21 protein-coding genes and 1 tRNA gene are annotated in these 23746 nt (G+C 65.7%); 11 read left to right on the forward strand and 11 right to left on the reverse strand.

From position 1 onward, the window contains the following. Positions 1-10: 10 nt before the first annotated feature. The 6 genes from ACQR2C_RS29035 to ACQR2C_RS29060 all read left to right on the forward strand — a co-directional run bounded on the left by ACQR2C_RS29035 (position 11) and on the right by ACQR2C_RS29060 (position 6064). Positions 11-166 carry a hypothetical protein gene (locus tag ACQR2C_RS29035; protein ID WP_434882649.1) on the forward strand — a complete coding sequence of 52 codons (156 nt, stop codon included), beginning with the start codon at positions 11-13 and terminating at the stop codon, positions 164-166. A gap of 527 nt (positions 167-693) precedes the next feature. Further along, positions 694-1803 (forward strand): BMP family ABC transporter substrate-binding protein, encoded by a 1110-nt coding sequence (locus ACQR2C_RS29040; protein WP_315740200.1) that lies wholly within the window; start codon positions 694-696, stop codon positions 1801-1803. Next, entirely contained in the window at positions 1800-2909 is a 1110-nt protein-coding gene (locus ACQR2C_RS29045) for an ABC transporter permease (RefSeq protein WP_316181507.1), read from the forward strand. Before ACQR2C_RS29040 ends, ACQR2C_RS29045 begins: the two co-directional genes overlap by 4 nt. 3 nt (positions 2910-2912) lie before the next feature. After that, positions 2913-3839 (forward strand): ABC transporter permease, encoded by a 927-nt coding sequence (locus ACQR2C_RS29050; protein ID WP_315775139.1) that lies wholly within the window; start codon positions 2913-2915, stop codon positions 3837-3839. A gap of 15 nt (positions 3840-3854) precedes the next feature. After that, entirely contained in the window at positions 3855-4538 is a 684-nt protein-coding gene (gene biuH, locus ACQR2C_RS29055) for a biuret amidohydrolase (protein ID WP_434846929.1), read from the forward strand. A 50-nt stretch (positions 4539-4588) separates the two neighbouring features. After that, a complete protein-coding gene (locus tag ACQR2C_RS29060; RefSeq protein ID WP_315800410.1) occupies positions 4589-6064 on the forward strand; it encodes an ABC transporter ATP-binding protein in 1476 nt (491 codons plus the stop codon). A 157-nt stretch (positions 6065-6221) separates the two neighbouring features. On the opposite strand, the gene ACQR2C_RS29065 is transcribed toward ACQR2C_RS29060, so the two are convergent. Then, positions 6222-7379 carry an IS481 family transposase gene (locus ACQR2C_RS29065; RefSeq protein WP_316216558.1) on the reverse strand — a complete coding sequence of 386 codons (1158 nt, stop codon included), beginning with the start codon at positions 7377-7379 and terminating at the stop codon, positions 6222-6224. Positions 7380-7637: 258 nt separating this feature from the next. Here ACQR2C_RS29065 and ACQR2C_RS29070 point away from each other — a divergent pair, with 258 nt between their 5' ends. Together ACQR2C_RS29070 and ACQR2C_RS29075 are read left to right on the forward strand one after the other, a co-directional pair. Next, positions 7638-9233 (forward strand): oleate hydratase, encoded by a 1596-nt coding sequence (locus ACQR2C_RS29070; RefSeq protein WP_434882664.1) that lies wholly within the window; start codon positions 7638-7640, stop codon positions 9231-9233. 114 nt (positions 9234-9347) lie between these two features. Continuing rightward, positions 9348-10907: an oleate hydratase gene (locus ACQR2C_RS29075; RefSeq protein WP_434882650.1), complete on the forward strand. Its 1560-nt coding sequence runs from the start codon at positions 9348-9350 to the stop codon at positions 10905-10907. 530 nt (positions 10908-11437) lie between these two features. On the opposite strand, the gene ACQR2C_RS29080 is transcribed toward ACQR2C_RS29075, so the two are convergent. The 9 genes from ACQR2C_RS29080 to ACQR2C_RS29120 form a co-directional block, all read right to left on the reverse strand. Next, a complete protein-coding gene (locus ACQR2C_RS29080) occupies positions 11438-12319 on the reverse strand; it encodes an AraC family transcriptional regulator (RefSeq protein WP_315805813.1) in 882 nt (293 codons plus the stop codon). Between the two features lie 101 nt (positions 12320-12420). After that, entirely contained in the window at positions 12421-13296 is an 876-nt protein-coding gene (locus ACQR2C_RS29085) for a class I SAM-dependent methyltransferase (RefSeq protein ID WP_434874846.1), read from the reverse strand. Between the two features lie 183 nt (positions 13297-13479). Further along, positions 13480-13557: transfer RNA gene (locus tag ACQR2C_RS29090), tRNA-Pro, on the reverse strand. Between the two features lie 225 nt (positions 13558-13782). Beyond that, a complete protein-coding gene (locus ACQR2C_RS29095) occupies positions 13783-14346 on the reverse strand; it encodes a MerR family transcriptional regulator (RefSeq protein ID WP_315805816.1) in 564 nt (187 codons plus the stop codon). Between the two features lie 132 nt (positions 14347-14478). Beyond that, entirely contained in the window at positions 14479-14835 is a 357-nt protein-coding gene (locus ACQR2C_RS29100) for an integration host factor subunit alpha (protein ID WP_315740211.1), read from the reverse strand. A 132-nt stretch (positions 14836-14967) separates the two neighbouring features. After that, on the reverse strand, positions 14968-15942 hold the full coding sequence (locus ACQR2C_RS29105) for a beta-ketoacyl-ACP synthase III (RefSeq protein ID WP_434882651.1): 975 nt from the start codon (positions 15940-15942) through the stop codon (positions 14968-14970). Then, positions 15939-17000, reverse strand: coding sequence for a phosphate acyltransferase PlsX (gene plsX, locus ACQR2C_RS29110; protein ID WP_316181524.1), 1062 nt, complete (start codon positions 16998-17000; stop codon positions 15939-15941). The genes ACQR2C_RS29105 and plsX overlap by 4 nt, the downstream gene beginning before the upstream one ends. 319 nt (positions 17001-17319) lie before the next feature. Beyond that, positions 17320-17943 (reverse strand): YceD family protein, encoded by a 624-nt coding sequence (locus ACQR2C_RS29115; RefSeq protein ID WP_316237433.1) that lies wholly within the window; start codon positions 17941-17943, stop codon positions 17320-17322. A 4-nt stretch (positions 17944-17947) separates the two neighbouring features. Further along, positions 17948-18484, reverse strand: coding sequence for a ubiquinol-cytochrome C chaperone family protein (locus ACQR2C_RS29120; protein ID WP_315805820.1), 537 nt, complete (start codon positions 18482-18484; stop codon positions 17948-17950). Positions 18485-18613: 129 nt separating this feature from the next. Here ACQR2C_RS29120 and ACQR2C_RS29125 point away from each other — a divergent pair, with 129 nt between their 5' ends. The 3 genes from ACQR2C_RS29125 to ACQR2C_RS29135 all read left to right on the forward strand — a co-directional run bounded on the left by ACQR2C_RS29125 (position 18614) and on the right by ACQR2C_RS29135 (position 21543). Then, complete coding sequence (locus ACQR2C_RS29125; RefSeq protein ID WP_315805821.1) at positions 18614-19075, forward strand: outer membrane protein assembly factor BamE; 462 nt, start codon at positions 18614-18616, stop codon at positions 19073-19075. 156 nt (positions 19076-19231) lie between these two features. Next, on the forward strand, positions 19232-20239 hold the full coding sequence (locus tag ACQR2C_RS29130) for a Bug family tripartite tricarboxylate transporter substrate binding protein (RefSeq protein WP_316181529.1): 1008 nt from the start codon (positions 19232-19234) through the stop codon (positions 20237-20239). Between the two features lie 221 nt (positions 20240-20460). Continuing rightward, positions 20461-21543, forward strand: a complete 1083-nt coding sequence (locus ACQR2C_RS29135; protein WP_316217897.1) for a DUF2336 domain-containing protein — start codon at positions 20461-20463, stop codon at positions 21541-21543. A 74-nt stretch (positions 21544-21617) separates the two neighbouring features. On the opposite strand, the gene ACQR2C_RS29140 is transcribed toward ACQR2C_RS29135, so the two are convergent. Continuing rightward, positions 21618-23738 (reverse strand): sodium-translocating pyrophosphatase, encoded by a 2121-nt coding sequence (locus ACQR2C_RS29140; protein WP_316181531.1) that lies wholly within the window; start codon positions 23736-23738, stop codon positions 21618-21620. Positions 23739-23746: the final 8 nt, after the last annotated feature.

Below are 23746 nucleotides of genomic sequence, written 5' to 3' on the forward strand. Positions count from 1 at the left end.
GGAGGTTCGCATGGCGTACCAACAGGGGCACTGGCAGGACCAAGGCTGGCGCGACACGATGGTCGATCCCGCGGGATCGGACGACGGCGCCTATGTGACGGGGTGGACGATCAGCGGGCTCGCCGTGATCGGCACCATCGTCGCGGTCTGGCTGCTCGGGATCTGAGAGCGGCGCGACGAATTCTCATGCAATAGGACGCCATGCAAAGCGTGGCCTCTGAGCCCTGCTGCGTTCTGCGCTCTCATCCGTCATTGCGAGCGCAGCGCAGCAATCCAGCGCTGTGGACGGGACACTGGATTGCTTCGTCGCTGCGCTCCTCGCAATGACGTGGAGAGAGCCGACTGTTTCCCAGAGAGCCTGGCGCCTCCCCAAGACGTCGGCATTCACGCCCGGGATCTGACCGCCGCGCTTCGCGAAGGCGCGCGGCTGACCGTCTGGGGGTCCCGCCCGGCCGAACTCATTGCATACAATTGCAGTCGATTGATCAATTAATAGGCTAATGATTGCCGTGTCACGCTACTGCCCAGTTTACAGTCAGCCACAAAACACCAACACTTCAGTGACTTAGCTCCTCGGCCGCGCTGAAAGCCGCTGGCACAAAGCTTGCGATCACTCCCGTTCGAGGCTCCGCCGTGTGGCGGTGAAGCCGAGATGACAGCGCGGGCGGATCGACCCGCCGAGGGAGCTCACCAATGGACTTTGGCAGGATTTCACGACGGCATCTGTTGCAGGGTGGCGCGGCGCTGACGCTCGGCGCGGCCGCGGGCCTGCGGCCGGCCTTCGCCGCGGAGACGACGATCGGCTTCATCTATGTCGGCTCGCGCGACGACTACGGCTACAACCAGGCGCATGCGCAGGGTGCGGCGGCGCTGAAGAAGCTGCCCGGGCTGAAGGTGATCGAAGAGGAGAAGGTGCCGGAGACCGACGCGGTCGAGAAGACGATCGAGTCCATGATCAATCTCGACGGCGCCACGCTGCTGTTTCCGACCTCGTTCGGCTACTACAATCCGCACATGATCAAGATGGCGGCGAAGTACCCGAAGCTGCGCTTCGAGCACTGCGGCGGCCTCTGGAGCGAGAAGGACCCGAAGAACGCTGGCTCCTATTTCGGCTATATCGACGAGGCGCAGTACATCGCCGGCATCGTCGCGGGCTACACCTCCAAGAGCGGCAAGCTCGGCTTCGTCGCCGCCAAGCCGATCCCACAGGTCCTGCGCAACATCAACGCCTTCACGCTCGGCGCGCAGCTTGCCAATCCCAAGGCCACCACGCAGGTGATCTTCACCGGCGACTGGTCGATGCCGGTCAAGGAGGCCGAGGCGACCAACAGCCTGATCGACCAGGGCGTCGACGTCCTGACCTGCCATGTCGACGGTCCGAAGACGATGGTCGAGAACGCCGCGCGCCGCGGCGCGTTCGTCACCGGCTATCACGTCAACCAGTCGCCGCTGGCGCCGAAGGCCTATCTGACGGGCGCCGAGTGGAATTGGGAAGCGCTGTATCCGAAGTTCGTCAAGATGCTCCAGGCCGGCGAGAGCATTCCGAACTTCTATCGCGGCGGCCTCAAGGAAGAGGTGGTCAAGATCTCGGCGTATGGCGAGGCGGTGTCCGAGCAGGCGCGCAAGCACGCCGACGAGATCAAGAGCAAGTTCCTCGGCGAGGGCTATACGATCTTCAAGGGCCCGATCAAGGACAACAAGGGCAACACCGTGATCACCGCCGGCACCGAGCGCGGCCAGAAGGATCCGGAGCTCGAGAAGATGGACTATCTGGTCGAGGGCGTGATCGGAGCGACGTCGTGACCACGGAGGCGGCCGATCCGGTTGATGCGGCCGCCATCGCGCCGGCCGCCGACGCAGGCTTCCTGCAACGCCATGGCGCGAGCATTGAATACATCCTCATCCCGGGCGCGGCGCTGGTCGCCGCGCTCCTGGTGTTCGGCATCTTCGTCGCGCTGTTCGGCAAGAACCCGCTCGACCTCTATTGGTACATGTATTACGGCGCCTTCGGCACCTGGTTTTCCTGGCAGAACACGCTGACGCGCGCGGCTCCCTTGATCCTCACCGCGCTGTGCACCGCCCTGCCCGCTCAGCTTGGCATGGTGATCATCGGCGGCGAGGGCGCGCTGCTGATCGGCGCGCTGTCGGCAACCTCGGCGGCGCTGGCCTTGCAGGGCATGCCGCCGCTCGTCGTGCAGATCGCGATGGTGATCGCGGGCATGACCGGCGGCGGATTGTGGATCCTGCTGTCGGGCGGCTTGCGCCAGTATCGCGGCGTCAACGAGACCATCTCCAGCCTGCTGCTGGTCTACATCGCGCTCGCGATCCTCAACCATCTCGTCGAGGGCCCGATGCGTGACCCGGCGAGCCTCAACAAGCCGTCGACGCGCGAGATCGGCGCCGCCAACATGATCGGCAGCATCCCAGGCACCGACGTGCATTGGGGCCTGGTGTTCGGGCTGATCGCGGCAATCGCGTCCTACGTGCTGATCTATCACACCACGTTCGGCTTCGCCGCGCGCGTCGCCGGCGGCAACATCCGGGCCGCAAAGATCGTTGGCCTCTCCGTGGGCAAATTGATCCTGACGGTCTGCTTCCTCGCCGGCGCCTGCGCTGGCCTGGCCGGCATGGTCGAGGTCGCCGCGGTCCAGGGGCGCACCAATGCCAATCTCGCCGTCGGCTACGGCTTCACAGGCATCCTCGTCGCCTTCCTCGCGCGGCAGAATCCACTGGCAATCATTCCGGTCGCGATCCTGCTCGGCGGCATCAATGCCTCGGGCGGCCTCTTGCAGCGAAGGCTCGGCCTGCCCGACGCCTCGGTGCTGGTGCTGCAGGGCATCATCTTCATCTCGGTGCTGGCGAGCGACGCGCTCTATGGCCGCATCGGTGTCCTCAAGGGAAAGTCCTGATCCATGGCTGACGGCAATATCGGGCTCTGGACCGTGCCGCTGGCGGTGCTCGGCGGCGCCATCCGCGTCTCCACGCCGTTCCTGTTCGTGAGCCTAGGGGAATGCATCACCGAGCGCTCCGGTCGCATCAATCTCGGCCTTGAGGGCACGCTGGTGATGGGCGCGATGAGCGCCTATGGCATCTCCTATCTCACGGGATCGCCGTGGGCAGGCGTGCTCGCCGCCGGCCTCACCGGCGCGCTGCTCGGCGCCCTGCATGCCGGCATCTGCTCGCTGCCGCGCGTCAACGACGTCGCGGTGGGAATCTCCTTGATGCTGTTCGGCACCGGGCTCGCCTTCTTCCTCGGCAAGCCGCTGATCGAGCCGACGGCGGCGCGGCTTCCGGCGATCGATTTCGGCTGGTGGAGCGACGTGCCGCAGGTGCGCGCGGCCTTGCGCATCAACGTCCTCTTCCTGCTCGGCGTCGTGCTCGCGCCGCTGTTGCTGTGGGCATTCCGAACCACCCGCTGGGGCCTGCTGATCCGCACCGCCGGCGAGAGCGCGGATGCGGCGCGCGCGATGGGCCACTCGGTGCTGATGATCCGGCTGCGCGCCACCATGGCCGGCGGCTTCCTCGCCGGCATCGGCGGCTCGTTTTTGTCGCTGTTCTATCCCGGCAGCTGGAACGAGGGCCTCTCCTCGGGCCAAGGCATCACCGCGGTGGCGCTCGTGATTTTCGCGCGCTGGGACCCGATGCTGTGCCTGTGGGCCTCGCTCGCCTTCGGCGGTGCCGCAGCGCTCGGACCGGCGCTGCAATCGGTCGGCGTCACCTCCGGCTATCATCTGTTCAACGCTGCGCCCTACATCCTGACGCTCTTGATCATGATCATCACCTGCTCGCCGAAACGCACCTTGAGCGGCGCGCCGGCCGAACTGTCCATCACCCGCTGATTTCAGAGGTCCACCATGACCGCGCGCACCATCCGCTCCGAGCCCTATGCCTGGCCGTACAACGGCGATCTCAGGCCAGAGAACACGGCCCTGATCGTGATCGACATGCAGACCGATTTCTGCGGCGTCGGCGGCTATGTCGACAAGATGGGCTATGACCTGTCGCTGACTCGCGCGCCGATCGAGCCGATCAAGAAGCTGCTCAGCGTGATGCGCGCGCAGGGCTTCTGCATCATCCACACCCGGGAGGGCCACCGCACCGATCTGTCCGACCTGCCCGCCAACAAGCGCTGGCGCTCGCAGCAGATCGGCGCCGGGATCGGCGATCCCGGCCCGTGCGGCCGCATCCTGGTGCGCGGCGAGCCGGGTTGGGAGATCATCCCCGAGCTGGCGCCGGCGCCCGGCGAGATCGTGATCGACAAGCCCGGCAAGGGCTCGTTCTGCGCCACCGACCTCGAGCTGATCCTGCGCCTCAAGGGCATCCAGAACATCGTACTGACGGGCATCACCACCGACGTCTGCGTCCACACCACGATGCGCGAGGCCAACGACCGCGGCTTCGAATGCGTGCTGCTGTCGGACTGCTGCGGTGCCACCGACAAGGGCAACCACGATCACGCGCTGAAGATGATCAAGATGCAGGGCGGCGTGTTCGGCGCGGTCGCGACCTCCGCGGCGCTGATCGAGGCGCTGTCGTGATCGGCGACGATCCGACGCCATCAGGCGCGTTCGGCGTCGAGGCCATCGCGATGACGATGCGCTTCGGCGCGTTCACCGCGCTCGACAATGTCGAGCTGAAGGTCAGGCCTGGCTCGTTCCACGCGCTGCTCGGCGAGAACGGCGCCGGCAAGTCGACGCTGGTCAAATGCATCATGGGCTACTACCGCCCGACCGAGGGCGACGTGCTGATCGCCGAGCGCGAGCGCGCCATCAACAATCCCAGGGACGCGCACGCGCTCGGCCTCGGGATGGTCTATCAGCACTTCACCCTGGTGCCGGCGATGACGGTCGCGGAAAACCTGGTGCTGGCGCGCGACGACGTGCCGGCGGTGGTCAACTGGGCGAAGGAGAAGAAGGAGCTGGAGGCCTTCCTGGCGCGGATGCCGTTCCGCGTGCCGCTCGACGCCAAGGTCTCCGACATCTCCGCGGGCGAACGGCAGAAATGCGAGATCCTCAAGCAGCTCTATCTCAAGCGCCGCTTCCTGATCCTGGACGAGCCGACCTCGGTGCTGACGCCGGGCGAGGCCGACGAGGTCCTGGGCATGCTGCGCAAGATGGTCGAGGCCGGCGAGCTGACCATCCTGATGATCACGCATAAATTCCGCGAGGTGATGGCGTTCGCAGACGACGTCACCATCCTCCGGCGCGGCAAGCTCGCCGGCCGCGGCAAGGTCACCGAACTGACGCCCGACGACATGGCACGGATGATGATCGGCGCCGAGCAGCTCACGGTGCAGCCGTCGCGCACCGGCGAGGCCGGCAACGTCAGGCTCGAGGTCGAGAAGCTGGTGGCGCGCGACGATTCCGGCGGCCTCGCTGTGCACAACCTGTCGCTCACCGTGCGCGCCGGCGAGATCGTCGGCATTGCCGGGGTCTCCGGCAACGGCCAGCGCCAATTGGTCGAGGTGCTCGCCGGCCAGCGCGAGGCCGAGAGCGGCGCAATCCGGGTCTCCGGCGAGGCCTATGTGGCGAGCCGCGAGGAGATGCGCCGGCACAAGATGTCGCTGCTGCCGGAGGAGCCGCTGAAGAACGCCTGCGTCGGCGGCATGAGCGTCGCCGACAACATCGCGCTGCGTGAGTTCGACCGCGCGCCGTTCGCCCGCGGCGGCTGGTGGCTGAACAAGGCTGCCTTCCGCCAGGGCGCGACAACCAAGATCAACCGCTACAAGATCAAGACCCGCACGCCGGATACGCCGATCTCGGCACTGTCGGGCGGCAACGTGCAGCGCGCCGTGCTCGCGCGCGAGCTCGGTCACGACGTCGAGGTGCTGATCGCCGCCAATCCCTGCTTCGGCCTCGACTTCGCGGCGGTGGCGCAGATCCACGCCGAGATCATGGCCGCGCGCAATCGCGGCGCCGCCGTGCTATTGGTCAGCGAGGATCTCGACGAGCTGCTGGAGCTGTCGGACCGCTTGGTCGTGATGTTCCACGGCCAGCTGGTCTACGAGACCCGCGGCAGCGATGCTGATCTCACCGAAATCGGCCGCCACATGGCGGGGCATTGAGGCCGACGTCGACTGCGCCGGACAACGAAACAAGCCGGCTGCCGCGCGGTTAACGGCGAACCCGGCTCTCACCGCGTCATTGCGAGCGCAGCGAAGCAATCCAGAATCCTTGCTCGGCACTGGATTGCTTCGCTGCTGTTTAGCCCGGAGACATAGCTTACACCTGTTCGGGGACATGGTTGACACTTTTGGGGTCACGCAAATCGATCGCTGCGATCTGATGAGCGGCAAAGAAAACTCCGAATTTTCCGTCTTGTCTGAGTGGACGAATAGCGAGTCGCTCACCGCGAAAGGCTTGAGGGACTTTCCAGAGCCGTCCCTCGAAACTGACATAGGCCTTCGTGCTCGACACGGAACGGACGATCTCCCCCTCGTCGTAGTCCACCGTCGGAAGGCGATCCGGCATGGTGCGTTGGCTGGGCCGATAGCGGCTTGCCGGCACATTGAAGTCGAGAGCCTCATGGGGGCGGTCGAGATTGTAGACGGCTCGCCATTCGTCGAGTGCCCGCTGGACATCGGGAAGGTCCCTGTAACGCTTGAAGGCAAAGACCTCGGCCTTCAGGCTGCGGTGGAAGCGTTCGTTCTTGCCGCGGCTCTGGGGATGATAGGGCCGGCTATGGATCGTTCGAACGCCGAGCTTCAGCAGCCAGACCGTCAACGCGGTCCAGGGGTCTTCGAGAGTAAAGCCCCAGGGGCCACCGTTGTCGACGAACATCGCATCCGGCAGTCCATAGCGGCGGAACGTCGTCTCCAAATGTCCTTTGACCGTAGAGCCGCGCTCATTGTCGCAGGCCGCCAGGCACAAGGAAAAGCGCGAGTGATCGTCCAGCGCGGTGAGCGGATGACAAGACACACCGTTCTCCAGCGCACTGTGTCCCTTGAAGTCCATCTGCCACAGCTGATTGGGCGCATCCTTCTCGAACCGCGTGTAGGGCTGCCCGGGCGTGCCGCCAGGCTCCGTCACCCGATCGTAGCGGCGCAGGATGTTATGCACGGTGGAGATCGCCGGGACAGCTTGCCCATCGCGATCGAGACGATGCGCGAGCTTGCGCGCGCCCCAGGCCGGGTGAGCATCGCGCAACGCGACAATCTGCTGCTCAGTCGCAGCTGCGGTGCGCTCCGGACTTCGATGCGGCCGCCGCGACCGGTCCGCCAGCGTCGTATCGCCGGCGTCAGACCGCTCGATCCATTTGTAGCCGGTCTGGGGGCTGATGCCGAACCGCCGACACAGCTGCCGCCGGTTGGCTCCCTCCTGCTTGGCAAGCATCACAAACTCTCGTCGCTGGTCCATGACAGACACCTCTCGCCACGGCATCGCTCGCCCCTTTGCTTGACGAATCGAGCCAATTTTGAGGTGTCAACCATGTCTTCGAACACCTGTCAGCCATGTCCCCGGGCTGAACACTGCGCTCGCAATGACGGTGGAGGGGGTTGGGCCCGCTCCGCGGGACATTGCGCCACACCAGGGGTAAACGACCTCAAGCTGTTGACGACTAATTCATCCCGCTGAGGTAACATCGCGGCGAGTGCGTGCTGGTTGCGGCCGCCTGGCCGTCCTGGCGACATTTTCCTTATCTCGTTTCAATCCCTTGCTCGACAGGTCGATCTCATGAAGGCCTATTTCATCGGTGGCGGCATCGGTTCGCTCTCCGGCGCAGCATTCATGATCCGCGACGGCGGCGTCTCCGGATCGGACATCACCATTTTCGAAAAGCGCCTGCCCTATGGCGGCAGCCTCGACGGCGCGCGTCTTCCGGACGGCTCCTACTCGATGCGCGGCGGGCGCATGCTGACGACCGAGCAATACGAATGCACCTGGGACCTGCTGTCGACCATTCCCTGCGAAACCGACGCTCAGCAGACCATCCTCCAGGAGACCGTGGCGTTCAACAAGCTCCACGTCACCCACGCGCAGGCGCGGCTGGTCGATGGCAACCGGCACAAGGTCGACGTCTCCACCATGGGCTTCTCGATGCAGGACCGCATCGAGATGACCAGGCTCACCGAGGCCTCGGAGGAGAAGCTCGGCAAGTCCTTGATCTCGGACTGGCTGTCGCCGCCGTTCTTCACGACGAACTTCTGGTACATGTGGCAGACGACCTTCGCCTTCCAGCCCTGGCACAGCGCGGTCGAGTTCAGGCGCTATCTGCGCCGCTTCATCAACGAATTCCCGATGATGGATACGCTCGGCGGCGTCAAGCGGACGGTGCACAACCAGAATGACTCGATCGTCAAGCCGCTGATGCGCTGGCTGAAAGGCCACGGTGTCAACTTCGTCGGCGGCGCCGACGTCACTGACATCGCGCTCGTCACCGAGAACGGCAAGCATCGCGCCACGCGCCTCGATCTGGAACATGACTTCGTCGGCCGCAGCATCGATCTCGCGGCGGATGACCTCGTGTTCTACACCGCCGGCTCGATGACGGACGCGACCAGCCTCGGCAGCCACGACAGTCCGCCCAAGCAGCTCACCAAGGAGGACAGCCAAGGCTGGACTCTCTGGGAGAAGCTCGCACAGGGCCGCCCGGAATTCGGCAATCCGGCCGCGTTCAACTCATCGGTTCCGGAGTCGAGCTTCGAATCTTTCACGGTCACCTGCCGCAATGCGCGCTTCTTCGACGCGATGCAGACTTTCACCGGCAACGTCGCCGGCACCGGCGGGCTCGTCACGTTCAAGGATTCGAACTGGCGGATGTCGATCGTGCTCTACAGCCAGCCATACTTTCCGGACCAGCCCGGCACCATCAAGATCTTCTGGGGCTATGGGCTCCATCCCGATCGCGTCGGCAATTTCGTGGGGAAGCCGATGTCCGAGTGCAGCGGCGCCGAAATCCTGAAGGAGCTGTGCGGGCATCTGCGCTTTCCGCTCAACGTGTTCGACGAGGCGACCTGCGTGCCGTGCTGGATGCCCTACATCATGAGCATGTTCATGCCGCGCAGCTATGGCGACCGGCCGCTGCCGGTGCCGCTCACCTCGCAGAATCTCGCCTTCATCGGCCAATATGTCGAGCTGCCCGAGGATGCCGTGTTCACGATCGAATATTCGGTGCGCGCGGCCATGCATGCGGTCTATCAGCTCTTGAAGATCGACCGCGCCATTCCGCCGGTCACGCCGTATGACAAATCGCTGAAGGTGCTGCTGCAGTCGGTGGTGAAATCATTCGCTTGACGGACCACGCGAGATCGTGATCACCGCGCGCCGCAGCGCTTGACCTGGATCAGTTCCGCGAGGGAACACAGCAGCTAAGCCCCGGATCATAACACACGATCCGGGTGAACCATCATGAAGGCGTATTTCATCGGCAGCGGCATCGGCGCATTGGCCGGCGCGGCGTTCCTGATCCGCGACGGCGGCGTCGCGGGCCGCGACATCACGATCTACGAGAAGCACCTGCCCTATGGCGGCAGTCTCGATGGCGCGCGGCTGCCCGACGGCTCCTACTCGCTGCGCGGCGGCCGCATGCTGACGACCGATCACTACGAGTGCACGTGGGACCTGCTCTCCACCATCCCCGATGCCAGCGATCCCCGCCGCACCGTGCGCGACGAGACGATTGCCTTCAACAAGGCCCATGTCGCGCATTCGCAGGCGCGCCTCGTCGATCGCAACCGGCACAAGATCGACGTCTCCACCATGGGTTTCACCATGCAGGACCGGCTCGAACTGGTGCGGCTGACCGAGGCCTCCGAGGAGAAGCTCGGCAACTCCCGCATCACCGACTGGCTGTCGCCGCCGTTCTTCACCACGAATTTCTGGTTCATGTGGCAGACGACGTTCGCGTTCCAGCCCTGGCACAGCGCGGTCGAGTTCAAGCGCTATCTGCATCGCTTCATGAACGAGTTTCCTCGCATCGAGACGTTGGCCGGCGTCAAGCGCACCGTGTTCAACCAGTATGATGCGATCGTGGTACCGCTCGTCAAATGGCTGGAAGGCCACGGCGTGAATTTCGCCGGCGGCGTCGATGTCACCGACATGGAGATCGCGACGGAAGCCGGCAAGCATGTGGTCAAGCGCCTCACGCTGGATCGCAGCGGAAAGCCGGAGACGGTCGCGCTGTCGAGCGACGATCTCGTCTTCCTGCAGAACGGCTCGATGACGGACGCGACCAGCCTGGGCACGCAGGATGCGCCGCCGCCGCGGCTCACCAAGCAGGACAGCCAGGGCTGGACGCTGTGGGAGACAATCGCGAAGGGCCGCCCCGAATTCGGCAATCCCGCCGCGTTCAACTCATCGATCCCGGAATCCTGCTGGGAGTCGTTCACCGTCACCTGCCGCAATCCGCGGTTCTTCGACGCGATGGAAGCGTTCAGCGGCAACGCCGCGGGCACCGGCGGGCTCGTCACCTTCACCGAGTCGAACTGGCTGATGTCGGTCGTGCTGTATCACCAGCCGCATTTCGCCGGCCAGCCCGCCGACGTACAGGTGTTCTGGGGCTATGCACTGCATCCCGACCGCATCGGCAATTTCGTCGGCAAGGCGATGGCCGATTGCGGCGGCGCCGACATCCTCAAAGAATTGTGCGGCCACCTCAACTTCGACCTTGCGGTGTTCAACCAGGCGACCTGCGTGCCATGCCGCCTGCCCTACATCACCAGCATGTTCATGCCGCGCAACAAGGCCGACCGGCCGCTGCCGGTGCCGGCGAATTCGAAGAACCTCGCCTTCGTCAGCCAGTTCGTAGAGATCCCCGACGACGTCGTGTTCACGGTGGAATATTCAGTGCGTGCCGCGCAGATGGCGGTCTATCAGTTGCTCGGTATCACCAGGGCGATTCCACCGATCACGCGGCACGACAAGTCGTTCCGCGTGCTGATCGAGACGATGGAGAAGGCCTTCGCATAGCGCCTCTCGCATCCGCAAAAACGAACGCGCCCGGATCAGGCTCGATCCGGGCGCGCTTTCCGTCTCGCGAGGCACAGATGGCGCCTCCATGCGTCTTGCGTGAGTTGTCAGTAGCCGAGCAGCGCGAGACCAACCCAGCTGACGGCAAACAGCGATACGACCGAGGTTGCAGCGGCAAAAACGGACAGCGAAACTTTCAAAGTCCTGAGGACCATACGCGCCTCCTTCAACGACAATGAACAGCACATCGAGGTGAACCCCGATGTCAGTCTGAAATTTCCTGGAACCGGCTCCACAACGAGCCGAACACAGGTTTGGTGCGCGCGTGCGCGCAAAGGTTCAATGTCAGGGTGTGGGGCCCTGATTGAGCGGCTTGATCGTTAACGGACACGGCCGCTCGTGGTTCCCGGATGGGAACTGGAACCGCTCCAAAGGAGGCCGCTCTCCCCCTCAGAGCCCCCTTCCTGGCGGAACTCAAGGTTGAGAAGGCTCCTGGCTGCATGTTTTAGAATGGATCCGGCCGTCGGGCGCTATTTCAGCGGCAGGAACAGGTCCGCAGCCGTCTCGTGCTCGGGAACCTCCGGGAAGAAATTCAGCCGCTGGCAATAGATCGGGAAGTCACGCACCTCCTCGCCGCTGGCTGGAAGCCAGTCGCGATAGAGGAACAGCGCGGCGGGCTCCAGATTGTGGGTGTTGCCGACGACGCGCAGCACGGCGCAGCGTCCTCCGGGGATCACGCCGGCTCTGATCGTCGCGTCGTCCGTCTCGACCGGCTGATCGGTCCCGACACAGAGATCCACGCTGTAGTCGGCAGGCGAAGCGGGGCGCCGCTCGGAGCGCCAGACCGTGAAGGTCGGATGGGTCCTGGGGTGCAGGCCGGCCGCCTTGCGCCAGGCGATGAAGCGCTGGATGGTCGCGCCGAGCGTCGCCGGGTCGCCGCGATGCTCCATGATCGCCACCGGCGTGGCCGGCACCTCGCGAATCGTCACGTCGTCAGGGGTATAGGTCGTCCGCATCAGCTTGCTCCTCGCGTCGTCGAGAGGCCCGAAGGCCGCAAGCCACGGCTCCCAGTCGGGAGATTTCCGGAACGAAGACGGCGATTGCCCGAACCGTTGCCGAAAGGCGCGGGCGAAGGCATCGGGCGCATCGTAGCCGGCCTCCATCGCGACCTCGGTGACGCTTTGGGCATCGCTGTAGGCCAGCTGATAGGACGCCCGCTTCATGCGGGCGAGCTGGATGTAGCGATGCACGGATAGACCGAAGGTCGCCGTGAACTGCCGGTGGAAATGATATTTCGAGTAGGCCGCGATGCTGCTCAGCGCGTCCAGATCGAGATCATCCTCCAGATGCCGGTCGATATGATCCAGCACCCGCTGCATCCGCGCATGGTAGTTTCGCAGCGCCGCCTTCATCGTTCCTTGCTCCGTGGCGGCATCAGCTAAGCGCAGGCGGACATGACGCGCTCGACCGATCTTGCGGCTTTGTCACGGGGTTCAGCGATCAAGACCGCCTTTCACGGATCGACGGCCGTCACTGTCCAGAACGAGGCGGGCACCATGACGCCCGCGCCTCTGGCGTAGCGCGCCAGCGCCTTCCTCACCGCGGCCGTCGCGGCCTCCATGGCCTCGGTCGGCTGCCCCGCCACCGCACGGCCGGCGGGCCCGATCGCGAGCGCCGTCTGCACCGCGCTGTCGAGGCCGGCGCCCGCGCCGACGTCGAGCGCGATGTCGTGGCGCTCCAGCCGGATGCGGCGCAGCCCGGCATCGGTCGTCACCTTCTCCATCCACTCGGGAGCGCCGAATGCGAAATCGTCCGGCGCGTGCGGCGGCAATCCCGGCAGCTTCGGCACGTGATCATAGGCCGCCTGCAGCGGCTCCAGCGCCCACGGGTTGTCGCGCAGCTCGCCCCAGCAGGCGAACGCGACGCGCCCTTCCGAATGCAGCGCATTGCGGATGTTGAGCACGGCGCGCACCGGATTGGCGAAGTACATGACGCCGAGCCGCGAGATCACGAGATCGGCGCTGGCGGCCTTGAAGTGGTGCACCATGGCGTCGCCCTGCACGAAGCTCACGGGCGCCTCGGCCGGGGCGAGTTCGTGGGCCGCGGTCAGCATGGCCGCGGAGACGTCGAGGCCGAGCACGCTGCCGCCTGGGCCGACCTTCTCGGCCGCCGCGATCAAGGTCGCGCCGCAGCCGCAGCCGATGTCCAGCACCCGCTCGCCCGCCTGGATCGCCGCGCGCTCCAGCAACGCCTCCTGCACCGGCACCAGCATCGCATCGATCTCGGCGCGGCGCGCGACCCAGCGCCCGCCGCCCGCACCGTTCCAGAAGGCGATCTGCTCGGCGTTCTCGAAATGCCCAAAGGAGGTGTCGGCGATGGCGGCGTCCATGACGGAAGTCTCGGCAACAACGTTCACAAATGAAACGAGCCGGCTCGATCAGCGTCCAGCAGGCCCTGTTCGGGAGTTTAGGGGGCGGTCTGCGGCTTGAAAAGCCAGTCTCACGGACAAAGCGGTCGCGGCAGGGGCACGCAAAAACGCATCGGCCGATGTCAAATGCAGCGATTTGAGAAATGGTCGGAGCGGCGGGATTCGAACCCACGACCCCTAGTCCCCCAGACTAGTGCGCTAACCGGGCTGCGCCACGCTCCGATGGCCGTTCCTGTAGCCGTGATCCGAGCCCGATGCAAGGCACGGCGGGTGGGTTTCCTTGGGGGGCATGGGGCTGCCAGATTGAACGGAGACCGGGGACCCCCACCCCCAACCCCTCCCCGCAAGGGGAACGGGAGCGCAGCCGACCTGCGGCTCTCGGGGTGGGTTACAACGCGGGATCACCGGCCGTGCCCGGCGAATTCTCAGTGACGCGCGCTGTGCGCCTCAGACGTCCTTCATCGCGCGGTCTAGCAGCGCGCGGCAGTCGAGCAGGTCCTTGAGCACGCCCTGGAGCTTGTCGCGCTCCTCCGGCTTCATGCCGGCGCGGGTGGGCGGGCCGACGCGGAAGGTGTCGAGGATGTCGTCCTCGGTGTCGACGAAGCGGAAGTCGATGCCCTCCTCGTCGGAAGCCTCCTCCTCCTCGTCCTCCGATTCGACCTCGGCCTCGCCGATCGGCTCCTCTTCCATCATCGCCTGGCCGAGGGTCTCCTCCATCGCGCCGAACGAGACCGCGGCGGAGCTGTCGGCCAGTCCCTGGACCGACTTGACGCCGTGCTCCTTGAGGATCCGCTGCACACCCTTGATGGTGTAGCCTTCGCCGTACAGCAGGCGGCGGATGCCCTTGAGCAAATCGACGTCGTCGGGCCGGTAATAGCGCCGGCCGCCGCTCCGCTTCATCGGCTTGATCTGGGCGAACCGGGTCTCCCAAAACCGCAGCACGTGCTGCGGGATGTCGAGCTCCTGCGCGACCTCGCTGATCGTCCGAAACGCATCCGGCGCCTTGTCCAAATGCCCGTTCCCCTTCGACCGTGCTGCCAAGAAAGTGGGAGACTACGCTGATTCGACTGGACGAACTGCACGCGGGACGAAGGTAACGCGTCGATACGGCCTCGCCGGACGATGCGGCGGGCCAGCCCGGCCCTATTCCGGCTCGGCGCCGAACTCGGCGCTGGCCTCGCCGTTCATCTTGCCGTTGCCCTGCTGGCCGTTGATGCGCTGCTTGAGGATCGCGGACGGCTTGAACACCATGACCCGCCGCGGCGAGATCGGCACTTCCGTGCCCGTCTTCGGGTTACGTCCGATGCGCTGACCCTTCTTGCGCACCATGAACGACCCGAACGACGATAGCTTGACCGTCTCGCCGCGCTCGAGGCAGTCGGTGATCTCCTTCAAGACCAGCTCGACGAACGCAGACGACTCCGTCCGCGAGAGCCCCACCTTCTGGTAGACTGCCTCGCAGAGATCGACGCGTGTGACTGTTTTTCCGGTTCCCGCCATCGCCTGCCCCAAACTCTCGGCGAATAATTCGCTCCGGAAATTAAGAGGTTAAGCGGCGGTGGTCAACAGCAGCGTGAATAGAAGTACGGGCCCTCATGCCGATCTAAGGCGTAATCCCGCCGCGCGGCAGGCTCACCAGCGCACCAAAGCCGAGCCCCAGGTGAAGCCGCCACCCATCGCCTCCAGCAGAACCACGTCGCCCTTCTTGATGCGACCGTCCTTGACGGCCACGTCGAGCGCCAGAGGGATCGAGGCAGCGGAGGTATTTCCATGCCGATCAACCGTCAACACCACCTTCTCCGGCGCGATGTGCAGCTTGTGCGCCGAAGCATCGATGATTCGCTTGTTGGCCTGGTGCGGCACGAACCAGTCGATGGTCTCGGCCGACAGGCCGGTGGCATCGAAGGCGTCGACGATCACGTCGGTGATCATGCCGACCGCGTGCTTGAACACCTCGCGGCCTTCCATCCGCAGATGCCCGACGGTCTGGGTCGAGGACGGTCCGCCATCGACATAGAGCTTGGCCTTGTGGCGACCATCGGACCGCAGGTGAGTCGTGAGCACGCCGCGATCGGCCGAGGCCCCCCCCTGCTCCTGAGCGTCGAGGACCAGCGCGCCGGCGCCGTCGCCGAACAGCACGCAAGTGGTGCGGTCGTTCCAGTCGAGGATGCGCGAGAAGGTCTCGGCGCCGATCACCAGCGCGCGCTTGAACTGGCGGCTGCGCAGGAAATTATCCGCGGTCGCGAGCGCATAGACGAAGCCCGAGCACACCGCCTGCAGGTCGAACGCCGCGCCATGATGGATGCCGAGGCCGTTCTGCACCGCCACGGCCGTCGCCGGAAAGGTGTTGTCCGGGGTCGAGGTGCCCAACACGATCAGATCGATCGACTGCGGATCGACATCGGCCGCGGCCAGCGCGGCACGGGCCGCGTTGATCGCGAGATGCGAGGTGAATTCGCCGTCGGCTGCGACGTGGCGCTCACGAATGCCGGTGCGCTGCACGATCCACTCGTCGGAGGTCTCGATGCGGCTTGCCAGCTCGGCATTGGTCACGACCCGCTGCGGGAGGTAGGAGCCACAGCCGAGCACGACCGAACGAATTGTCACGAGACAGCCTCCTGGGCGACGGGTTCGGACGCCGGTGCGCCGCCGTCGGGATTGAGTGTTTGATTGATCTTGGTCAGGAGATCGTAGCGGGCCATCTCATAGCCAACCCTGACCGCCGAGGCAAAGCCCTCGGCATCGGTTCCGCCGTGGCTCTTGACCACCATCCCCTTGAGCCCGAGCACCACGCTGCCGTTGGATTTGCGCGGGTCGAGCCGGGCCCGCAGGGCGGCGAACGCGCCGCGTGCCAACACGTAGCCGACCCGGGCCAGCAGACTGGCCTGGATCGCGCCGCGCAGGAAATCCGTGACCTGGCGCACCGTGCCCTCGGCCGTCTTCAGCGCGATGTTGCCGCTGAAGCCCTCGGTCACGACCACGTCGGCGGCGCCCTTGCCGATGCCGTCGCCCTCGACGAAGCCGATATAGTCGAGCTGCGGCAGGTTCATCGCACGGAGCTGCTCGGCCGCCTCGCGGATCTCCTCATGGCCCTTGATCTCCTCGACACCGATGTTGAGGAGGCCGACGGTCGGCCTGGGCTTGTTGAACAGCACGCTCGCCAGCGCGCCGCCCATCACTGCCAGCGCGACGAGGTGGTGGGCGTCGCCGCCGATCGTCGCGCCGAGGTCGAGCACCACCGATTCGCCGCGCGCGGTCGGCCAGATCGCGGCCAGAGCCGGCCGGTCGATCCCGTCCAGCGTGCGCAGGCAGAACCGCGCCATCGCCACCAGCGCGCCGGTGTTGCCGGCGGACACGGCGACGTCGGCCTCTCCCTTCTTCACCGCCTCGAGCGCGAGCCACATCGACGACGTCTTGCGGCCGCGCCGCAGCGCCTGGCTCGGCTTGTCCTCCATGCTGACCGCGACATCGGTGTGGACGACGCGCGAGACCGCCTTCAGCCGCGGATGCCGGTCGAGCTCGGGAACGATCTTGGCACTGTCGCCGAACAGCAGAAACTCCGCATCCGGATGGCGGCTCAGCGCGATCGCGGCACCGGGGATGACGACGGCCGCGCCGAAATCCCCGCCCATGGCGTCCAGCGCGATTCGAACCTTTTGAGGCATGACGTCCCGGAAACCTGATCTCGAGCTTTGTCTCGTCTTGGCCGTGATTTGGTTGGCCGTGTTTGGCGGTCGTTCAGAGGCATTGCGCGGCCGATGGACAGGCCAGAGGCCGTCCGGGCCTTTTCGTCGCACCCCGACCCGGGCGCGACAATAGCGTCTCTCCGTGTCGAAACAACCTCCCGGGAGCGATGCATTTTGCAACCGCCGCGCCGGTCCGGGACCGGTAGCGCCCCGTCTTTTCGTTCGAAATCAGCGACTTGAGAGAATTTTGACAAGCTTTGTGACAGGATCGCGCGGCAGCGGCCTGCACAATTGCGCGTCAATCCTCACCCGTTTTCTTCGCTTTGACCGCGCCCGGCCCCACGGCATCTGCCGGCTTCAGCGCCTTCAGCGCGGCGAAGGGATGGTCCGCCGGATCGGAGGCCTCGGCGGGCTGCTCGAACACCGCGCCCGGTTTGCGCGGATACGGATCGATCCCCAGGAACAGCGCGTCGGCGGCGAGCCGGCCGAGGTCGATCTGCCCACCGACGATCGGCTCGGGCGGATCGGCCGTCTCGACCTCGCTGTTCGGGTCGTCCTCGACCAGGTCGGCAAGCTCCGGAATCTGCTCCGGCGGGGCAAACATCTGGTCGATCGGCTCGTCGATCTCGGTCTCGATCGGATCGAGCGTGACGACGCAGGTCTGGCCGATCCGGGCGCGCACCCGGCCCTCGACATGCACCTTGCCGTCACGCTTCAGGGCCACGTCGAACGAGGCTTTGGCCGAAAGCACCTCGCGCAGATCGGCGATCTCTGCCAACGCCCGGCGCGTGGCCGGATCGGCCTCGATCTCGCGATGCAGGCCGGCGTCCGGGATTTGCGCCACGATCACCGGCGGCGCGCGCCAGGGGTCCTTGGAAGGGTCTCGCGCCGTTTCGCGCGACGTGTCTCTGTCTCTGGTCATGTCGCTAGTCCTGCTGAACCGGCCGCGGGAAGCTCCAGCCGGCGCCGAGCAGCCTGTTGTCGTCGAGGGCGGCGAGGTCGGCCGCCACCCGGGCCGCATAGGCGGCAAGTCCGGCCGCGCTGTCGGGATGCTCGCCGTTCAAGATATTCTTCTGCAGCGCCTCCGCCAGCCGGGCCTCGCTCTCCGACCAGGCCAGATCATAGGCGGCGGTGCGGCCATAGAACGCCTCGCCGAACTTCTGCATGCGCTTCGGAACGGTCAGATCACCCACCCCCATCTCGCGGAGATTGTCGTCCATGTCGTCGCAGAACCGGTCGAACAGGGCCTGCGACAGCGCCGACCCCACCCCGCGCAGCCGCCGCAGCACCAGCCAGAGATGCAGAATCAGCAGATCGAACCGCCCTTCCACCGTGTCAGGGACATTCAAGTGTCTATAAAACAACGGGTCTCGGGTTTGTGCCACGATCGCGCCATAGATCGGCTCGATGGTCCCGCGCGGGGACGGTCGGGATTTCCTGAGATGGTTGAATGGCCAGAGCATGACGGTTCCGCGGTCGAGTTTCCCTGACCCTGTTCAGGGGCATGTTGCAATCCGCAAGTTTGCCCGGTACGTCAACGCCCTGCCCGACGCAAGGGGACGGGATCCGATCTGAAGAAGATGACCCAGACAATGCGAACGACTGCCCGCCTGCTCACCCGCGGCCTGAGCCCCCGTCTGCGCACCCTTGGTGCGATCGCGCTGACCTGTCTGGCGCTCGGCGCCTGCACCGGCGAGCAGTTCCAGAAGGGCTACATCATGCCGCCGGGCGCGCTGGAGCAGATCCCGATCGGCGCCAGCCAGGACCAGGTGCTGATCGTGATGGGCACGCCATCGACGGTGGCGACGCTCGACGGCGAGGTGTTCTACTACATCTCGCAGCGCGCCGAGCGCCCGGTCGCCTTCATGAACCAGAAGGTGGTCGATCAGCGCGTCATCGCGATCTATTTCGACAAGAACCGCCAGGTCCGCCGGCTCGCCAATTACGGCATGAAGGACGGCAAGATCTTCGACTTCGTCAGCCGCACCACGCCGACCTCCGGCCAGGAGCTCAGCTACCTGACGCCGCTGTTCAAGCTGCTCAGCTTCAACTGATCCCGACCCGATCGCCGCAGCCCGGAATATGATTCCGGGCCACGGCACAAAGCCGGACCGCTGCGCTGATTGGCGCAGCCCGTGCGCAATTCGCCGGCTTGCTCTGGCGCTGCAATCTTCCCTACCCTGCTGGAAAACATCAGCAGGGAGGAATCATTGGCTCATCGCATCGCGCTGTCGCGCCGCAAGCTCTTGTCCGGCGCCGCGGCGCTGTCCACCGCCGCCATCCTGCCGCGCGCGAGTCTCGCCGACTGGCGCCCGACCGAGACGATCAAGCTGATCGTGCCCGCTGCGCCCGGCGGCAGCACCGACGTCATGGGCCGGCTGCTCGCGGCGCATCTGCAGACCGCCTGGGGACAGTCGGCCGTGGTCGAGAATCGCTCCGGCGGTGGCGGCACGATCGGCGCCGCCGAGGTCGCGCGCAACACCAAGGGCGACGGCCATACGGTCCTGATCGGCAACCCCGGTCCGAACGCGATCGCCTATTCGATCTTCCGCAACCTCGTTTACAAGCCGGATCAGTTGCAGGCGGTCTCCAACATGATCCGCATCCCCAACATCGTCTCGGCGCATCCCTCCACCGGCATCAAGTCGATTCCCGAGCTGATCGCCTATCTCAAGGCCAATCCCGATAAGCTCAACTACGCCTCGTCCGGCGTCGGCCAGAGTCCGCATCTCACGGGCGCCTGGTTCCTGCAGCTCACCGGGCTGAAGATGACGCACATCCCGTTCCGCGGCGCCGGCCCGGCGCTGCAGGCAGCCCTGGCGGGCGACGTCCAGATCCTGTTCGACAATCTGTTTCCGTCATTGCCGCAGGTCCAGGAGGGCAAGCTCACCGGCTTGTGCGTGACGACACCGGAGCGCAGCGCCAACGCGCCGGAGCTGCCGACGATGCGCGAGAGCGCGCCGGAGCTCGCCAAGTTCGACGTGTCGTCCTGGTTCGGCGTATTCCTGCCCAAGGCCTGCCCGCCGGAGATCGTCAGCGCGCTCAACCTGCAGGTCAAGGCGATGCTGGAGCGCGAGGACATCGCCAAGAACATCGCGGCCATGGGCGCGCGGGCGGACTACGGCACGCCGCAGCAGTTCGGCGACTTCGTCCAGGCCGAGACAGCCAAATTCGCCTCGATCATCCAGAAGGAAGGCCTGCAGATGGATGTGCAGTAGCCCTCGGAGCCCGGCCGGCCACGTCGCAGCGGAGTATTGCAACAGGGCTCGTGGTGTAACGGCACCTTAAGCGGGATGGTGCGATAGATGGTGGCCGCGCGCCTTTGATCTGGTCCTGAGATACCGTCAAGCGGATGCCTGGCCGACCACCTTCGCGTGGATGCGGTCCGAGCACCGTCCGAGGGGCAGGCGCCGGCGATGTCCATCGCATGAGCCGTGCCTTGCCCAACGACGTCCTCCACCAACTCGAAGACATTCTCGCCAGCCGCTACGTCTCGCGGCGCGCGGAGATTCTGGAGCGCGTCACCGACCTGTTCGTCTTCGGTTCGGGCAAGTTCAACGAAGAGCATGTCGATCTGTTCGACCACGTGCTGTTCAAGCTGCTCGACAACGTCGCCATTGCGGCGCGGGCGCAGCTCGGCAGCCGGCTCGCGGGGCTGCCCGACGCACCGCTACGCCTGCTCCGACTGCTCGCGAGCGACGAGACGATCGCGGTGGCAGGTCCCGTGCTGCGCCAGAGCGATCGGCTCGACGAGGAGACCCTGGTCGCGACCGCGCAGACCCGGGGCCAGGAGCATCTGCTCGCGATCTCCGACCGCAAGATCCTGACCGAGTCCGTCACCGATGTTCTGGTCGATCGCGGCAATCAGGCCGTGGTGTCGAACACCGCCAACAATGGCGGCGCGCGCTTCTCCGATCACGGCTTCTCCGGCCTGGTGACGAAGGCGTCCGACGATCCCAACCTCGCCTTGAAACTCTGGAGCCGGCCCGACAGTCCGCGCGAGGTGCTGGTGCGGCTGTTCGTCGAAGCCTCCGACGCGGTGCGCAGCCAGCTCGCCAGCGCCGACGCGGCGCGCGCCGAGATCGTCGAACGCGCCGTTGCGCAGGCATCGGACCAACTGCAGGCGGCAGCGCGGACGCGCTCGGCCGATTTCGTCACCGCCAAGGACTATGTCGAGCTGCTGCACGCGACCGGCCAGCTCCACGAGGCGCAACTGCACGGTTTCGCCAAGGAAGGCAGCTTCGACAAGGTCACGCTGGCGCTGGCGCTGATGTGCAAGCTGCCGCTCGACGTGGTCGAGCGCGCCTTCGTGCGCAAGCAGCCGGACCAGCTCCTGGTGCTCGCCAAGGCGCTGGACCTGTCCTGGGTTACGACGACGACGCTGCTGTTCATGCAGGCCGGCGCCAGCGGCAGCGCACGCCCACAGCTCGATCAGCATCTGGCGAGCTTCTCGCAGATGCAGCCGCGAACCGCTCAGAGCACGTTGCAGTCGTATCGCACGCGGCAGCGCGCAGCCGAGTAGCAAACAACTCAGTCTCATGAAAAACCCCGCGGCTCACGCCGCGGGGTCTTTATTCGTCAGGACAATTGCTCCGCTCAGTGCGCGAGGATTGCCAGCAGCAGCAGGGCCACGATGTTGGTGATCTTGATCATCGGGTTCACGGCAGGGCCGGCCGTGTCCTTGTAGGGGTCGCCGACGGTGTCACCCGTCACCGCCGCCTTGTGGGCATCCGAGCCCTTGCCGCCGAAGTGACCGTCCTCAATGTACTTCTTGGCGTTGTCCCAGGCGCCGCCGCCCGAGGTCATCGAGATCGCGACGAACAGGCCGGTGACGATGACGCCGAGCAGCATGGCGCCGACGGCGGAGAACGCCGCCGACTTACCGGCCGCGCCGCCGCCCGCGATCGCGTAGATCAGGAAGTAGACGACGATCGGCGACAGCACCGGCAGCAGCGAGGGGATGATCATCTCCTTGATCGCCGCCTTGGTCAGCAGGTCGACAGCCTTGCCGTAGTCCGGCTTGTCGGTGCCCTGCATGATGCCCGGCTTCTCGCGGAACTGCCGGCGCACCTCCTCGACGATCGCGCCGGCGGCACGGCCGACCGCGGTCATGCCCATCGCGCCGAACAGATATGGCAGCAGGCCGCCGAACAGCAGGCCAACCACGACGTAGGGGTTGTTCAGCGAGAAGTCCGGCTTGATGCCGGCGAAGTAAGGATGCTTCGCGGAGTCGGCGATGAAGAACTGCAGGTCCTGGTTATAGGCCGCAAACAGCACCAGCGCGCCGAGACCGGCGGAGCCGATCGCGTAGCCCTTGGTGACCGCCTTGGTGGTGTTGCCGACCGCGTCGAGCGCGTCGGTCGACTTGCGGACCTCCTTCGGCAGGCCGGCCATTTCGGCAATGCCGCCGGCATTGTCCGTGACTGGACCGAAGGCGTCGAGCGCGACGATCATGCCGGCCAGCGCCAGCATCGTCGTGGTCGCGATCGCGATGCCGAACAGGCCGGCGAGGCTGTAGGTGACCAGGATGCCGGCGATGATCACGATCGCGGGCAGCGCGGTCGATTCCATCGAGATCGCGAGGCCCTGGATCACGTTGGTGCCGTGACCCGTGACCGAGGCCGAAGCGATCGACTTCACCGGGCGGAAGTCGGTGCCGGTGTAGTATTCGGTGATCCAGATGATCAGGCCGGTCACGACGAGGCCGACGACACCACAGACGAACAGCGCGGTGCCGGTGTAGTCGACGCCATCGAGCTTGCCGAAGCCGATCAGCCACGCAATGGCAATCGCGACGCCGGCGAGCGAGAGCACGCCGGTCGCGATCAGGCCCTTGTACAGCGCGCCCATGATCGACTGGCTGGCGCCGAGCTTGACGAAGAAGGTGCCGGCGATCGAGGTGATGATGCAGATGCCGCCGATGGCGAGCGGCAGGGTCATCATGTTGGCGAGCAGCGATGACTTGGCGAAGAAGATCGCAGCCAGCACCATGGTGGCGACCGCGGTCACCGCGTAGGTCTCGAACAGGTCGGCGGCCATGCCGGCGCAGTCACCGACGTTGTCGCCGACGTTGTCGGCGATGGTCGCGGGGTTGCGCGGATCGTCCTCAGGAATGCCGGCTTCGACCTTGCCGACGAGGTCACCGCCGACGTCGGCGCCCTTGGTGAAGATGCCGCCGCCGAGACGGGCGAAGATCGAGATCAGCGATGCGCCGAAGCCGAGCGCGACCAGCGCGTCGATCACGGTGCGGCTGTCGGGCGCGAGCTTCATGAAGCCGGTGAGAACGCCGAAGTAGATCGTGACGCCGAGCAGCGCCAGACCCGCGACGAGCAGACCGGTGATGGCGCCGGCCTTGAAGGCGAGCTCGAGGCCGCCTGCGAGCGAGGTGGTCGCAGCCTGCGCGGTGCGGACGTTGGCGCGCACCGACACGTTCATGCCGATGAAGCCGGCGGCGCCGGAGAGGATCGCGCCGATCGCAAAGCCGACCGCCACGAGCATGCCGAGGAAATACGCAAGGAGCACGAAGATCACGACGCCGACGATTCCGATCGTCGTATATTGGCGGCGGAGATAGGCCTGCGCGCCCTCACGCACGGCCGCCGCAATTTCCTGCATGCGCGCATTGCCGGCGTCCGCACCCAGGACCGATGAAGTGGCCCAGATCGCATAGACGATCGACAGCGCTCCGCAGAGCACGATCACCCATAAAGCTGACATTTAGTTTC

Origin of the sequence: Bradyrhizobium sp. HKCCYLRH3061, assembly GCF_051168015.1 — a bacterium.
Classification (GTDB): domain Bacteria; phylum Pseudomonadota; class Alphaproteobacteria; order Rhizobiales; family Xanthobacteraceae; genus Bradyrhizobium.